The following is a 13175-nucleotide window of genomic DNA, read 5'->3' on the forward strand; positions in this document are numbered from 1 at the left end:
ACGCCGCCCACACCAGAGTTTCTTCCTGCATCAGCCCCTATCGGGGGTCCTGGCTCTATAGGTTTACCTCACCCACCAACGATTGGCGGGTGAAGAATTGAACATGGAAAGACGTCTGAATGATGGTGGAAGAGATCAAGCCAATTGAACCACCGGACAGCCATTATCTGAATGCGGCGCATGGCTGGCTGGGGTTGGGCAACATCGCGGAAGCAGTCAACGAGCTTACCGGGATGAATCCGGCGTTGCGCGCGCATCCGCATGTGCTGGAAACCCATTGGGAAATCCATAAGCGTAAAAAGCGTTTCGATGTGTGCCTGGAAATTGGCAGGGAACTGACCGTCATTGCCCCCAAACAAGCGGCTTCCTGGGTGCTGCTGGCCGAGGCGGTTTATTTTCAGGGACGTTATCAGGAAGCCTACGATCTGCTGCATCCACACCTGGAGCAATTTCCCGAATCTTGGCCCGTGCTTTATGACATGGCCTGTTACGCCTCGTTATTGGAACGTTTTGAAGAGGCAAGGACCTGGCTGGATCGCGCGATCAAACTGGGCGACCCCAATTACGTGAAGAAACGAGCGCAGGAAGACCCGGATTTCGCGCCGCTCTGGAAAGCCACCGGAGGGATATTCGGCTAGCGACCGCTTAAAAACCCGCAGGCCGGTTATTTGGGCGACTCCACCTTCGGCGGTGCGTCGGCAGCCAAAGAAACCGATTGTCCATTAGAACCACCAGCTTGATGCTGCACCACCGCCTCCGCCATGGAATTGACCGAGCGCAACACTTGGCGGGCCGTGTCGGGGTCGGAGATCTTCAACTGGAATTTTTTGTCGAGCGCCACCACCAATTGCAACGCGTCCACGGAATCCAGCCCCAAGCTTTCGGGGCCGAAAAGCGGCTGTTCATCGCCGATTTCGTCGGCGGTCACTTGCAGCATGAGGTTTTCCACCATCATCTGCTTGATTTCCTGTCGCAGTTGTTCCGTCGTTTCCATGATTGCTTTACACTAATTAATGGGGCGAGAGAATCTAATGGAGCGGGCGTCAGCGCAAGCCAAAACTGCTTGGATTTGAATTTTGCCCGCACACCATGGTAAAAATGGCCGTCAAATCGGGCTTTACCCAGGCGGATTTTATCATTAGGCTGCGCCCCGAACTGAGAACTGCTTTGGCCATGTATGCGCATCCGGCACACGATGAAAAACCGCTGGTAATCGGCTTGATTACCGGGCAACTGGTTGTTTCAACTGGCCCGATGCCCGCAAAGACAAACTCAAACCCACCGCTCGCCGCTCATGAGTAACACCCATTTCACCGCCTACACCCAGGAGAAAACGCATGACCTGGATGAAAATGCCCGGCTGGACGCCGTTAAAAAAATTTTAGTGGTGGATGACGACCCCGCTTTCGTCGAGATTCTGCAAGTGTTCCTGGAAAGCTGCGGATACCAAGTGGAATCTGCCTTGGATGGGGTGCTGGGCATCAAGAAAATCATGGTGCATGATTATGCCGTGATCTTATGCGACATGGTGATGCCCAACCTGGCGGGGGATATGTTTTATATGGCCGTCGAACGGGTAAAACCGCATTTGTGCAGACGTTTTGTCTTTATGACCGGATACCAAGGGGATGCCAAAGTGGATGCGTTCATCCGCAGGGTACGCGGATTGGTGGTTTGGAAACCGTTCGAGATGCACATCCTGCTGGAGGCCGTTCAGGCGGCGGAACGCAAAGGGGATCACACCACTTCCTGAATCAACGGCGGCAACGACGGCGGTTCTTCGGCAATCCGAAAAGCGGTCGCCAGCCGGTGCAGGGCGATTTCCGCCTCGCTGGTCTGCGCAGCGTGGACGCGAACCAGAACTTCCCTGGCCGCCACTTTTTGCCCAGGCTTGGCCAGGCGATCCACGCCCACATCCGGGTTGATGATGGAATCCTTGGCCAATCGCCCGCCCCCCAAGTCGCGCACGACCTCACCTACGATGCGCGCATCGACCGCTTGTACATAGCCGGCGTGCGGGGCGGGTAATTCCCGAACCACCGGAGCGGTATGGTCCTGCGATAACTTGCGCTGAAAGGTGTCCAAGTTCGCGCCTTGGGCGGCGATCATCGCCAGCCATTTTTCACGTGGCAGATGGGAATCCAGGCACTCACCAGCCTGACGTCTAGCCTCCACCAGAGTGGGGAACCGCTTGGTAAGCACCAAAAGATGAGCGGCACATTCCAAAACCAGCGCGCGCAAATCCGCTGGCCCCTGGCCGTTTAGGCAATCCATGGTTTCCTTGATTTCCAGCCAGTTGCCAGCAGCGCAACCCAGCGGCGTGTCCATGCGGGTCAGCAGGGCGCGCATGGGGAGGCCGCATTCCTTCGCCAACTGCGACATCCCAGTGGCGAGGGTCCGCGCCTGGTCCAGGGAACTCATGAATGCCGCGCAGCCGAACTTGATGTCCATCACCAGCGCTTGGAGGTTTTCCGCCAGTTTCTTGGACAGAATCGAAGCGGTGATCAACGGGATGGATGGCACAGTGCCCGTGACATCCCGTAGCGCGTAAATTCGTTTGTCGGCGGGCACCATGGTGTCCGTCTGGCCGGCCATGGCGACGCCCAGCGTTTGCACTTGGGCCACAATACGCTCCGGCGGCAATTGCGTAGACAGGCCGGGAATGCTCTCCAATTTGTCCAGCGTGCCGCCGGTGATGCCCAGGCCGCGTCCGGAAATCATGGGTACCCGCAGTTGCATGGCCGCCAGGAGCGGTGCCAGGGGCAAGGACACCTTATCCCCGATGCCGCCGGTGGAATGTTTGTCCACCAGTGGGCGGGCATCCGCCGGAAATCGCAGCACGTCGCCGGAATCCCGCATCGCCAGCGTCAGCGCACGGGTTTCCGCCGGAATCAAACCGCGAAAAAATACGGCCATGAGAAACGTGGCCATCTGGTAATCGGGGATGCGCCCGGCGGTGAAATCCTGAACCAGGCATGCAATCTGCTGATCTTCAAGCACTTGTCCATCGCGCTTGGCCTCCAGCAGTTGAAGGAATGATGCGGTTTGTTTCATGGTAATGTCGCTGGCCTACGTCTTCGCAGAACCGGCGCGGCATGGCAATCATAAAGCGGTGCGATTCGCCATGTCACAAGAAATTATGGGTGGTTGGGTTTGACATCCAAGTTTGCTACGGGCATACTTTAGACATGCAGTCAGAAATAATTTTTGAAGTCACTGAGGCTGAAGAAGGTGGCTATTGCGCTGCGGCGCTGGGTTATGGAATCACCACCCAGGCGGAAAGCCTTGATGAATTGCGTGCGATGGTGCGCGATGCGGTGGAATGTTATTTTGACACCCCGTCCCAAGCCCCTAAAATCATCCGGCTTCATTTTGTCCGAGACGAAGTGCTGGCTCGATGAAAACCCCACGGAATCTAAGCGGGCAGGAGTTGGCAAAAGCGTTGCGAGTACTGGGTTATTTGGTGACCCGTCAAAGCGGTTCTCACCTGCGGGTGACGACCCAAGAGCAGGGCGAGCATCATGAGGTTATTCCAAACCATAGCCCAATAAAAATCGGGACTCTCAAAAGCATTTTACGCAATGTGGCAGCCCACCATCATACCAGTGTTCCAGAATTGCTTAAGGTGCTTGATCTATAGCTACGCGTGCATCCTTATCCCAGCCCTCGTGCCGACGTGGGGATAGGGATAGCAGCAACCCAACTCGACAATGAAGCCAGACCCGGAAAAGCAGGAACAGCCCAGAATGATGGGTAAATATGACTAACCATTTTTCGGCGTTTGATACAGATGCTTTCGCTCGGTTTTCGAGTTGAAGCCCGGCTTTTGACCCGTTAGAGTAACCGCATGAATTCGCTATCCAAGCCGGATGTTATCCTGACGCATGAAAGTGACCTCGACGGTTTTTTGTCGGGGACGCTGCTGCAACGTCTGGCGCGCAAACTTTTTAGCGTTGACGTGCCGATTGAGGCATACCATTACAACATCTGGAAACAGCGCGAGTTGCGGGAACGCGCCGCCTGGGTGAGCGATTTCACCTTTGAAACGCGCTTGGACCGCGCCAATTGGGTGGTCATTGACCATCATCCCATGGACATCGTTGCGCAACGGGCCTATCTCATTCACGACCTGACCAAGTCTGCCGGGATGTTGTGCTATGAACTGTGCAAGGAGTACGGCATCAGTTCCCCGGCCTTGGAACGGCTGGTTCACTTGAACAATGTCGCGGACCTGTTTTTGGAGGATGATCCCGATTTCAACCTGGCCTGCGACTACGCGAACCTGGTCAAAACCTACGGGTTTTGGAACCTGCGCAGCCTGATTCAGGGCGACGTGGAAAAACTGCTGGACCATCCATTGATGGAAGTGATGGCGGTAAAACGCCGCGTGGAAGACCCGTTGGGATACGCCTGGAGCAAGAATCACGTCACCGAACTGGGCTCAGGGGTGGGCTATGTGAACACCGTGATCGGCAACACCAATGCCATCGTACACCAATTGCTGGAACAAAACGCGACCCCGTATGCGGTGCTGCTGACCCTCTTCCGCAAGAATAACGGCCTGATTATCGCCAGCCTGCGCAGCCGCAATGGTCAGGCGGCCAAAATTGCCGAAAAGTTGCAGGGAGGCGGCCATCCCAACGCCGCCGGGGCCTTGTTACCCAAGAATATCCGCTCCATCGCCGACGCGGTAATCTACCTGAAACAGGTGCTAAGCCCGGAACTCAGGCGCAGCTCGCCGCTGAACAGCCTGGATAGCTTGTTCGCGGAATTGGAACTCAAAAAGTAGGCGAAGACGGCCGGTTGCCATTGGGGTATCGCCCCTATACACGCCGCCCATCTTTGATTTGCACGAGGGTGCCGGCATATTCAGCCACCCGCGGATCGTGGGTTACCAACAGTACCGCGCCGCCTTGCTTGGCATAATCCGAGAGGCAACCCAATACACGGCGCCCGTTCTCTTCATCCAGGTTGCCGGTGGGCTCATCCGCCAGCAGGAGCTTGGGCTGGTTCAGCAACGCGCGCGCCAGGGCGGCGCGTTGGCGTTCCCCGGTGCTCAGTTCCGCCGGCACATGATGCAGCCGCTCTTTCAATCCAAAGCGGGTGATCAAATCAACCGCCCGCGTTCGGGCCTCGGGAATATTGAACGCCAGAGCGGGTGTCAACACGTTGTCCAGCACGCTCAGGTAGGGTATCAAATGGAACTGCTGGAAGACAAAACCCAAATGGGCGGCGCGAAACCGCGCGCGCGGTTCGGAAGGCAGCGCGTATAGATCGGTGCCATTCACACACACCGTCCCGGCATCCGGTTGTAACAGGCCGCCTGCCGCCAGCAGGAGGGTGGTTTTGCCGCAGCCACTCGGCCCCTGCACGGCGGTGAACTCTCCCGCCCGCACCGTCAAGGACACGTCACGCACGGCGTTAATGACCGCCTGGGGCCCGTGAAAGGCCTTGCTCACCTGTTTGATTTCCAGCATGGAGTCAGGGTAGGCAAGGTTTGGAGGAAAATCAATGAGAACGGTGTGACGAAAATGGAGTTTTATCGCGGGTTCCGCCAAAGGTATGGCCGCTCCCATCCCCAATGGGTACCCGGCGGCGCGAGTTGGCTTCACCAAGGCGGAATCGTTATCACTCCTGCCGTTTTGAGTAAGCCATGCTGTCAATTTCGACGCGGTTGATTCGCGATTTGTTTGGCTTGTAAAAACTCTGGAAAATGGCTTTACACCCCCTCATCCGGCGGCTATGCTGTCCTGTCTATATTAAATATTGATTCGAAACTGTATGGAAAAAGTTAAGACGATTGAGAAGTACCGTTTGCATGAGAAGGATACGGGCTCTGCTGATGTGCAGGTAGCCCTTTTGACGGAACGCATTAATTCGCTGACCGAGCATCTGCAACTAAACAAGAAAGATCACAGCTCCCGCCGCGGGTTGCTGATGATGGTGGGCCAACGCCGCCGTTTGCTGGATTACCTGCATACCACGGACGCCCCGCGTTATCAGGCGATCACCAAAAAACTCAAGCTGCGCAAGTAGCCCGACGCCGATTTGCACGGGTGATCTCATGGCCGCATGAGATTGCCCGATCTTCTTTCCTGCGTCGGATCAAAGTGAACGGTCCGGCGCATTAATTAACCAGTTCACGCATGAAACCAAATCCGTCGAACCCGGGCATTTCAATCAGCACCTGCGTGCAGGTGTTCACTGAAGTTCCCCGGATTCGGCGATCAACATCCCGAACATAAATATGTCAACCAAAGTTACCGCCCTCGTGGGCAAGTCAGAACTTATCATCGAAACCGGAAAACTAGCGAAACAAGCCGATGGCGCCGTCACGGTGCGCATGGGCGAAACCATTGTAGTGGTGGCCGCCGTCGCCGCCACCAAGGCCAAGGAAGGCCAGGATTTCTTCCCGCTCACGGTGGATTATCGTGAGAAAGCCGCCGCCGCTGGAAAATTCCCCGGTGGTTATTTCAAGCGCGAAGGGCGTCCCACGGAAAAGGAAATTTTAACCAGCCGGCTGACGGATCGCCCGATCCGCCCGCTTTTCCCGAAGGGCTGGTACAACGAAGTGCAGGTCCAGAGCATCGTGCTGAGCGCCGATGGCGAAAATGATCCTGACATTCTCAGCATCCTCGGTGCCTCCTCCGCGCTGATGGTCAGCGATATTCCTTGGGCCGGGCCGCTCGGCGCCGTGCGCGTTGGCCGGATCGCCGGCCAGTTTATGGCCAACCCCACGCATGCCCAGATGATCGAGAGCGATCTCGACCTGATCTACGTGGGCAGCGAAAAAGAGATGGTGATGTTTGAAGGTGCCGCCAAGGAAATCTCCGAGGCGGATTTTCTGGCAGCCATGAAGTTCGGCCACGAGGCTTGCCAGCCGCTCATCCAGGCGCAAAAAGAGCTGGTCGCCAAGGTCGGCCGTAAGAAGCGCGAAATCACGCTGAACATTGTGCCCGAGGAAATCCTCAAGGAAGCCAAACGGCTGGCCGGTGAACGGATGGTGCCAGCCCTGTTGAACCCGGGCAAACTGGCGCGCGAAGCCGCCGTCAAGGCGATTCAGGACGATGTCACCGTGAAGTTGACCGAAAAATTCGGCGCCGAGAAAATCACCGAGTTCGTTGTGGATGATGCGTTTTACTATATCCAGAAGGAAGCGGTGCGTGGTTTGATTCTGAACGATAAGAAACGCCTCGATGGCCGTGGTTTTGAAACGGTCCGCCCGATCGTCTGTGAAGTCGGGGTACTCCCCCGCGCCCACGGTTCGGCACTCTTTGCCCGTGGTGAAACGCAGGCCGTCAGTCTGGCCACGCTGGGCACCAGCGAGGACGCCCAGGAGTTCGACTCCTATACCGGCGGTGAAAACACCAAAAAATTCATTCTCCACTACAACTTCCCGAATTTCTCCGTGGGTGAAACCGGTCGTATTAGCGGCCCGGGCCGGCGCGAAATCGGCCACGGCGCTTTGGCGGAACGTAGCATTGAACCCATGCTCCCCCTGGCCACCTATCCGTATGCCGTGCGGGTGACCAGCGAAATCATGGAATCCAACGGGTCCACCTCGATGGCCTCCGTTTGCGGCGGGACCTTGGCGCTCATGGATGCCGGCGTTCCCTTGATCCGCCCGGTGGCGGGGATCAGCGTTGGGTTGTGTACGGAATACAATGCCAGTGGCGCAATCGGGCGCTATGAACTGCTCACCGACATCATCGGGTGGGAAGACGCGTTCTGCGACATGGACTGCAAGATTGCCGGCACCGAAAAAGGCATCACCGGTTATCAATTGGATCTCAAACTCAAGGGGCTGCCCTTTGAAATCATGGAACTCGCGCTGGAGCGCGCCCGCGTTGCCCGTCTGGCCATTCTCGGTGAAATGGCCAAGGTGCTCGCCGCGCCGCGCACGGAAATCAGCAAATACGCGCCGCGCATTGAAACCGTCAAGATCAACCCGGAAAAGATCGGCGCGCTCATCGGGCCGGGCGGCAAGAACATCAAGCGCATCGTGGATGAATCCGGCTGCGAAATTAACATCGAAGATGACGGCACGGTGAATATTTATTCCCGCAGTTCCGACGGCTTGAAGATTGCCTTGGATGCCATCACTGGTATGACCGCCGAGGCGGAAATTAACAAGATCTATCGCGGCAAAGTAGTGACGATCAAGGAGTTTGGCTGTTTCGTCGAGTTCCTGCCTGGCAAGGATGGCTTGTGTCACATCAGTGAACTCGCCAATTTCCGCGTCAAACAGACCGAGGACATTGTCAAGATCGGCGATGAAATCTGGGTCAAGTGCCTGGGCGTGGATGAAAAAGGCCGCGTGCGCCTCTCCCGCCGGGCCGCCATGGCGGATCGCGACAAGGAAATGGGTGGCAAAGAAGCTGGAGCTAAAGAGGCCCCGGCTAAGGAAGCCCCGGCCAAAGAGGCCGCTCCCAAAGCCTAATCTGATATCTCAATAACAAAACACCGGCAGCGCAACCCGCTGACCGGTGTTTTTGTTTTGGGAGCAGTGCCGATTTCAGTTCCCGGCCACTTTTAGGCAGCCACAGTGATGGCATCCCGCGCTTCGATCATCTTGCGCAATTTTGCCAACGCCAAGTTTTGCAACTGGCGAATACGCTCACGGGTGACACCAAATTGCCGGCCAATATCCTCCAAAGAGAGTTCGCGGTTGCCATCCAACCCGAAGCGCATCCGCAGAATGGCGATCTCCCGATCTGGCAAACGCCCAATCAATTCATCCAGAAGCCGGTGCATCGTGCGTTTTTCCAATTCGTGATAAGGATTCTCCGCGCGGTCATCCGCGATCAAGTCACCGATTTTGCCGCTATCATCCTCACCAATGGTGGCATCCAGAGACGAGGTGCGCACGGTGGTATTGCGCAATTGGATGGTGCGCTTGACCGTGATGCCCAGTTCCTCCGCCAAATCCTCGTCGGTCGGTTCCTGGCCCAGTTCATCTTGCAACTTAGTGGTGGCCCGTTTCAGTTTGGATAGTTTATCCAGCACATGAATGGGCAGACGGACAGTCTTGGCTTGGTTGGCAATCCCCCGGCGGATGGACTGTTTGATCCACCAAGAGGAATACGTGGATAATTTGCCGCCCTTGGCGGGATCAAACTTCTCCACTGCCCGCATCAATCCCATGTTTCCCTCGTTGATCAGGTCCAGCAACGGCAGTCCGTAACCTTCGTATTCGCGGGCAATTTTTACCACCAACCTGAGATTGGCGCGAATCATCCGGTCCCGGGCCTTATTATCGCCGCGCTTGATCCGCTTCGCCAGCATAACCTCCTCTTGCGGAGTCAATAACCCAACTTCGCCCACTTCACGCATGTACAGGCTGAGGCTATCCGGCCTTTCATAAGAATTGGCGGCCGTTTCGGGAAAGGGAATCGGGGCGTGGCGGGTGACGGTTGTTACCTTGGGCGGAAGGACAGGTGCTAATTTGACGCGACGGGTGGGAACAACTCGTGATAGTGAGGCGCGGGGCTTGGCTCGGTTTTTCACAACCATTTTCATTATGTTAGTCAGTTTGTGTTACCCTATACATTTATTGTCAAGGTAGCACAAAAAACAGCTATTGTCAACCAGAGTTTGACACAAAAGATTGACTAACGTATATTATAAGCCAGAAGCTTTAACCAGCATTTTTGCGTTGTAACAGGAAATCGCACCATTCCTGCATCCCGGCCCCGGTTTTGGCGGAGACCTCAAAAATACGAGCCTTGGGACTGGCATGGTGGAGATTCTTCAGCGCGAGTTCCCGATTGAATTCCACGGCGTCGGACAAATCCAGTTTGGTAACGATCACCACATCCGCAGCATGGAAAATGGGGGGATACTTGAGCGGTTTATCCTCCCCTTCGGTGACGGAAAGTAACACCACCCGCAGACTTTCCCCCAGATCAAACGAGGCCGGACAAACCAGGTTGCCAACATTTTCAATGATGAGCAGCCCGAGGGACTTCACATCCAGCGTGCCGACTGCGCGCGCCACCATGCCCGCCTCGAGATGACACAAGGTGCCGGTGGTAATCTGCACCGCCGTGGCCCCGGCGGCCCGCAAACGGTTGGCGTCGTTATCCGTTTCCAGGTCGCCGACAATCACCGCTGACCTCAAACGGTCCCCCAAACCCAGGACGGTTTTTTGAATGAACGTGGTCTTGCCAGACCCCGGGGAAGACACCACATTCAGCACCAGCAGCCCCAGCGCCTGGAAATAACCACGATTGCGTTCGGCCATCCGGTCGTTGGCAGACAACACCGACTGCCGCACATCCACGGTGTGTGGGTGGGTATGCGGATGCTCGTGATCGTGCGGGTGATCATGGTCCTGTTCATGACTATGGAGATGCTCGTGGGCATGGTGTTCATGAACATGTTCGTGTTCTTGCTCGTGCCCCGGGGCATGCACATGCGGATGAGAATGCACGATGCCATCGCCGTGATGGTGAAAATGTGCATGGGACAACTCCTCCGCAATCGGGCTTTTGACTTCTTCCGCCGGTTTGCCGTCAATTTTGGTCGGCCCAGGTTGTCCGCAACCACAGTCTTTACACATAAATTTATACTTTGCGCATCTGGACGGCGTCGGCGAGCGTTTGAGAAACCATGATGGAGGTGATCACCACCACGGTGTTGCCTTTTTGAAGCAATTTCTTGGCCACCAACAGGTCAAGGGATTGCGTCACGGTTTTTTCAAAATCGGCATGATCGAAGGGCTTGACCACCGGCGTCACGGCATAGTTGAGAGCGAGAGTATCCGCAATTTCCTGGCGGTCGCAGATGGCGTAAATGGGAGAATGCCGGGGACGCATCCAGGCGGCGAACTGGGCAAGATGCCCGAGGACGGTGAACACCACAATGGCATCGGCCTGAAGTTCATCCGCCATGAACACGGCGCTCTTGACCAACTTTTGGCGCAGACTGGTCAATTCGGCGCGGCATTGGAAATTGGCGGCTTCATCGCGCTCAATGCGGCAGGCAATGCGATCAAACACCTCGACGCATTGCACCGGGTATTTGCCCACGGTGGTTTCACCGCTCAGCATGATGGCGTCGGCCTGCTCAAAGACGGCGTTGGCGACATCAGTGACCTCGGCACGTGTGGGCATGGGGCTTTGGATCATGCTTTCGAGCATGTGAGTAGCAACAATGACCGGACGTCCCACCCGTAAGCATTCCTTGATCACGCGCCGCTGAATGATGGGCAGTTCTTCGTAAGGCACTTCGATGCCGAGATCGCCACGGGCCAGCATGATGGCATCGGCCTCCTGAATGATGCTATCCAAGTTTTTGACGGCTTCCTGGTCTTCAATTTTGGCAATCACCAGCGGTTTGTGTTTGGCCCGTTGCGTGAACGCCTTCAACTGCTGGAGATCCTTGGCCTCGCGGGTAAAGGAAAGCGCGATGTAATCCACTCCGACTTCGAGCCCCAGCTCGACATCGGCGATATCCTTGGCCGTCAATGCCGGCAGGCCGACTTTAACCCCTGGCAGGTTGATATGGCGGCGGCTGCGCATCTTGCCCGCGGTCAACACCTGGCATTCAATTTTATTGGCGGTCTTGGACAGGACTTTCATGCGGATGGCACCGTTATCCACAAGGACCACGTCGCCCACGTTGATGTCATTGACAATATTCTCGTAATTGACGTCCACCGAGTGGGTTTCCTCGCTGGTGGCTCCGCGAACGGTCAAAGTGAATTTCTGGCCTGGGTTCAGATCGAGGGCAGCGGGCAAATCGCCGGTCCGGATGGCGGGCCCCTGGGTATCCATGATGATGCCGACACAAAGATTGCGGCTGCGCGCGGATTCCCGAATGTCTTTGACCACCTGCCGCACCCAATCATGCGGGGCATGGGACATGTTTAGCCGGGCCAGATTCATGCCAGCATCAATCAGTCTGCCGATCATTTCGGGAGAACTGGTGGCCGGCCCCAAGGTTGCGATGATTTTTGTCTTACGCATAAACACCAACAAGTTGCCAAAGTATAGCAGAATGACGGCGGGTGCAAAGCGATAATTGAAGCGTTACCACATTCCGTACTTGCGTTTGGTGACAGAGGCTGTTTGTTTGGAGACCGTGCGATGGCGCATCGGAGACAGAAAACGTATGGAACTATTTTTTATCGGTTTGTTATTACTGACGTCGTTGATCGGGGTGGCGTTCATCATTGAACGCGGCTGGGTGCTACAGTGGCGCAAGGTCGTGCCGGCAGAAGTGATGGCAGCAGTGAGCGCCTGCCAGGGGCCGGGCGATGTGCCCTCGCTGCGACGTATCTGCGAGCAGAAGCCATCCTGCATCAGCCGGTTGCTGCTGGTGGCTTCCGAGCGCTTGGATTGGCCAAAAGCGGAAAACGCGGAGGCCATTCAGTCGTATGCGCGCCAGGAAATCGTCAAGCTAGAGCGCGGCTTGGTGGTATTGGAAATCGTGGTGGGCATTGCGCCGCTGCTGGGCCTGGTAGGAACCGTGTTCGGGTTGATGAAATTATTCGGCGACCTAGGACGTACCGGGTTGAACGACAGCGCGGCCCTAGCGACGGGCATTGGCGTCATCCTGAACAGTACGCTGCTGGGATTGCTCATTGCCATCCCCTCATTGATTGCCTGGAATTATTACACCAAGAAAGTCGAAAACATGGCGGTGGAAATGGAGAGCCTGTGTACGGAGTTTCTGCGGCGCCAGTACCGGGCACAAACGCCGGACGCGCCCAACCCTGATCGCAAGCCGATTGTACGCGCATGAAATTCATTGAACGCGGACATCGCCAAGCCCCCACGGTCATCATCGTGGCGCTGATTGATATTTTGATCGTGTTGCTGATTTTCCTGATCGTCACCACCACCTTCAAGCAACAGCCCAGCCTCAAGTTGAGCCTGCCGGAATCCAAACAGGCGCAAAAAGGCGTCGCGGAAAAGGGAGTGGTGATGGTTGTAGAGGTGGATAACAAACCGCCGTACCTGCGGTTGGATTCACGGGCGCTTTCCACCGATCGGCTGCAACAGGAACTGGCGGCCCGGGTCAAACGCGACCCGCGCTTGGGACTGGCCATCCGGGCAGACGCCCAGGCACCCTTTGAACAAATCATCAAGGTGATGGATATGGCGCGCGGAATGGGCATCACCAATTTCAGCGCGTATGTCAAAACCCCGGGCGGCGCAAGCCCGTAAATG

At 56.3% G+C, this 13175-nt stretch carries 16 protein-coding genes; 10 read left to right on the forward strand and 6 right to left on the reverse strand.

Annotated features, from left to right (window positions below; genetic code table 11):
• Positions 1–119: 119 nt before the first annotated feature.
• Positions 120–638: a tetratricopeptide repeat protein gene (locus tag WCO56_25345; GenBank protein MEI7732922.1), complete on the forward strand. Its 519-nt coding sequence runs from the start codon at positions 120–122 to the stop codon at positions 636–638.
• A 26-nt stretch (positions 639–664) separates the two neighbouring features.
• Here WCO56_25345 and WCO56_25350 read toward each other — a convergent pair whose 3' ends face one another.
• Positions 665–994 carry a phosphopantetheine-binding protein gene (locus WCO56_25350; GenBank protein ID MEI7732923.1) on the reverse strand — a complete coding sequence of 110 codons (330 nt, stop codon included), beginning with the start codon at positions 992–994 and terminating at the stop codon, positions 665–667.
• A 95-nt stretch (positions 995–1089) separates the two neighbouring features.
• Between WCO56_25350 and WCO56_25355 the strand changes: the two genes are divergently transcribed.
• Entirely contained in the window at positions 1090–1302 is a 213-nt protein-coding gene (locus WCO56_25355; protein MEI7732924.1) for a hypothetical protein, read from the forward strand.
• Entirely contained in the window at positions 1295–1753 is a 459-nt protein-coding gene (locus tag WCO56_25360) for a response regulator (GenBank protein ID MEI7732925.1), read from the forward strand. The genes WCO56_25355 and WCO56_25360 overlap by 8 nt, the downstream gene beginning before the upstream one ends.
• Here WCO56_25360 and WCO56_25365 read toward each other — a convergent pair.
• Positions 1738–3054, reverse strand: a complete 1317-nt coding sequence (locus WCO56_25365; GenBank protein ID MEI7732926.1) for a thymidine phosphorylase — start codon at positions 3052–3054, stop codon at positions 1738–1740. The genes WCO56_25360 and WCO56_25365 overlap by 16 nt on opposite strands.
• Positions 3055–3095: 41 nt before the next feature.
• Here WCO56_25365 and WCO56_25370 point away from each other — a divergent pair, with 41 nt between their 5' ends.
• From WCO56_25370 to WCO56_25380, 3 genes are all read left to right on the forward strand, one after another.
• Positions 3096–3401, forward strand: coding sequence for a 2-oxoisovalerate dehydrogenase (locus WCO56_25370; protein MEI7732927.1), 306 nt, complete (start codon positions 3096–3098; stop codon positions 3399–3401).
• Positions 3398–3640 carry a type II toxin-antitoxin system HicA family toxin gene (locus WCO56_25375; GenBank protein MEI7732928.1) on the forward strand — a complete coding sequence of 81 codons (243 nt, stop codon included), beginning with the start codon at positions 3398–3400 and terminating at the stop codon, positions 3638–3640. The genes WCO56_25370 and WCO56_25375 overlap by 4 nt, the downstream gene beginning before the upstream one ends.
• Positions 3641–3847: 207 nt before the next feature.
• Positions 3848–4789, forward strand: a complete 942-nt coding sequence (locus WCO56_25380; GenBank protein MEI7732929.1) for a DHH family phosphoesterase — start codon at positions 3848–3850, stop codon at positions 4787–4789.
• A gap of 34 nt (positions 4790–4823) precedes the next feature.
• Here the strand turns inward: WCO56_25380 and WCO56_25385 are convergent, their stop codons facing one another.
• Complete coding sequence (locus tag WCO56_25385) at positions 4824–5477, reverse strand: ABC transporter ATP-binding protein (protein ID MEI7732930.1); 654 nt, start codon at positions 5475–5477, stop codon at positions 4824–4826.
• Between the two features lie 304 nt (positions 5478–5781).
• Between WCO56_25385 and rpsO the strand changes: the two genes are divergently transcribed.
• Complete coding sequence (gene rpsO / locus WCO56_25390) at positions 5782–6036, forward strand: 30S ribosomal protein S15 (GenBank protein ID MEI7732931.1); 255 nt, start codon at positions 5782–5784, stop codon at positions 6034–6036.
• 211 nt (positions 6037–6247) lie between these two features.
• Positions 6248–8440, forward strand: a complete 2193-nt coding sequence (pnp, locus tag WCO56_25395; protein ID MEI7732932.1) for a polyribonucleotide nucleotidyltransferase — start codon at positions 6248–6250, stop codon at positions 8438–8440.
• Positions 8441–8532: 92 nt separating this feature from the next.
• On the opposite strand, the gene WCO56_25400 is transcribed toward pnp, so the two are convergent.
• From WCO56_25400 to pyk, 3 genes are all read right to left on the reverse strand, one after another.
• Complete coding sequence (locus WCO56_25400; protein ID MEI7732933.1) at positions 8533–9507, reverse strand: RNA polymerase sigma factor RpoD/SigA; 975 nt, start codon at positions 9505–9507, stop codon at positions 8533–8535.
• Positions 9508–9637: 130 nt separating this feature from the next.
• Positions 9638–10561 (reverse strand): hydrogenase nickel incorporation protein HypB, encoded by a 924-nt coding sequence (gene hypB, locus WCO56_25405; protein MEI7732934.1) that lies wholly within the window; start codon positions 10559–10561, stop codon positions 9638–9640.
• A gap of 4 nt (positions 10562–10565) precedes the next feature.
• On the reverse strand, positions 10566–11969 hold the full coding sequence (gene pyk / locus WCO56_25410) for a pyruvate kinase (GenBank protein MEI7732935.1): 1404 nt from the start codon (positions 11967–11969) through the stop codon (positions 10566–10568).
• A 145-nt stretch (positions 11970–12114) separates the two neighbouring features.
• Between pyk and WCO56_25415 the strand changes: the two genes are divergently transcribed.
• Together WCO56_25415 and WCO56_25420 are read left to right on the forward strand one after the other, a co-directional pair.
• Positions 12115–12747, forward strand: coding sequence for a MotA/TolQ/ExbB proton channel family protein (locus WCO56_25415; GenBank protein ID MEI7732936.1), 633 nt, complete (start codon positions 12115–12117; stop codon positions 12745–12747).
• Positions 12744–13172, forward strand: coding sequence for a biopolymer transporter ExbD (locus WCO56_25420; protein MEI7732937.1), 429 nt, complete (start codon positions 12744–12746; stop codon positions 13170–13172). The genes WCO56_25415 and WCO56_25420 overlap by 4 nt, the downstream gene beginning before the upstream one ends.
• Positions 13173–13175: the final 3 nt, after the last annotated feature.

It is taken from the genome of Verrucomicrobiota bacterium, assembly GCA_037139415.1.
Taxonomy (GTDB): domain Bacteria; phylum Verrucomicrobiota; class Verrucomicrobiia; order Limisphaerales; family Fontisphaeraceae; genus JBAXGN01.

Excerpts from the sequence above, each read along its gene's own strand:
- WCO56_25345 (MEI7732922.1), top strand. The coding sequence starts at position 120 with ATGATGGTGGAAGAGATCAAGCCAATTGAACCACCGGACAGCCATTAT.
- WCO56_25350 (MEI7732923.1), bottom strand. The coding sequence starts at position 994 with ATGGAAACGACGGAACAACTGCGACAGGAAATCAAGCAGATGATGGTG.
- WCO56_25355 (MEI7732924.1), top strand. The coding sequence starts at position 1,090 with ATGGTAAAAATGGCCGTCAAATCGGGCTTTACCCAGGCGGATTTTATC.
- WCO56_25360 (MEI7732925.1), top strand. The coding sequence starts at position 1,295 with ATGAGTAACACCCATTTCACCGCCTACACCCAGGAGAAAACGCATGAC.
- WCO56_25365 (MEI7732926.1), bottom strand. The coding sequence starts at position 3,054 with ATGAAACAAACCGCATCATTCCTTCAACTGCTGGAGGCCAAGCGCGAT.
- WCO56_25370 (MEI7732927.1), top strand. The coding sequence starts at position 3,096 with ATGGCAATCATAAAGCGGTGCGATTCGCCATGTCACAAGAAATTATGG.
- WCO56_25375 (MEI7732928.1), top strand. The coding sequence starts at position 3,398 with ATGAAAACCCCACGGAATCTAAGCGGGCAGGAGTTGGCAAAAGCGTTG.
- WCO56_25380 (MEI7732929.1), top strand. The coding sequence starts at position 3,848 with ATGAATTCGCTATCCAAGCCGGATGTTATCCTGACGCATGAAAGTGAC.
- WCO56_25385 (MEI7732930.1), bottom strand. The coding sequence starts at position 5,477 with ATGCTGGAAATCAAACAGGTGAGCAAGGCCTTTCACGGGCCCCAGGCG.
- rpsO (MEI7732931.1), top strand. The coding sequence starts at position 5,782 with ATGGAAAAAGTTAAGACGATTGAGAAGTACCGTTTGCATGAGAAGGAT.
- pnp (MEI7732932.1), top strand. The coding sequence starts at position 6,248 with ATGTCAACCAAAGTTACCGCCCTCGTGGGCAAGTCAGAACTTATCATC.
- hypB (MEI7732934.1), bottom strand. The coding sequence starts at position 10,561 with ATGTGTAAAGACTGTGGTTGCGGACAACCTGGGCCGACCAAAATTGAC.
- pyk (MEI7732935.1), bottom strand. The coding sequence starts at position 11,969 with ATGCGTAAGACAAAAATCATCGCAACCTTGGGGCCGGCCACCAGTTCT.
- WCO56_25415 (MEI7732936.1), top strand. The coding sequence starts at position 12,115 with ATGGAACTATTTTTTATCGGTTTGTTATTACTGACGTCGTTGATCGGG.
- WCO56_25420 (MEI7732937.1), top strand. The coding sequence starts at position 12,744 with ATGAAATTCATTGAACGCGGACATCGCCAAGCCCCCACGGTCATCATC.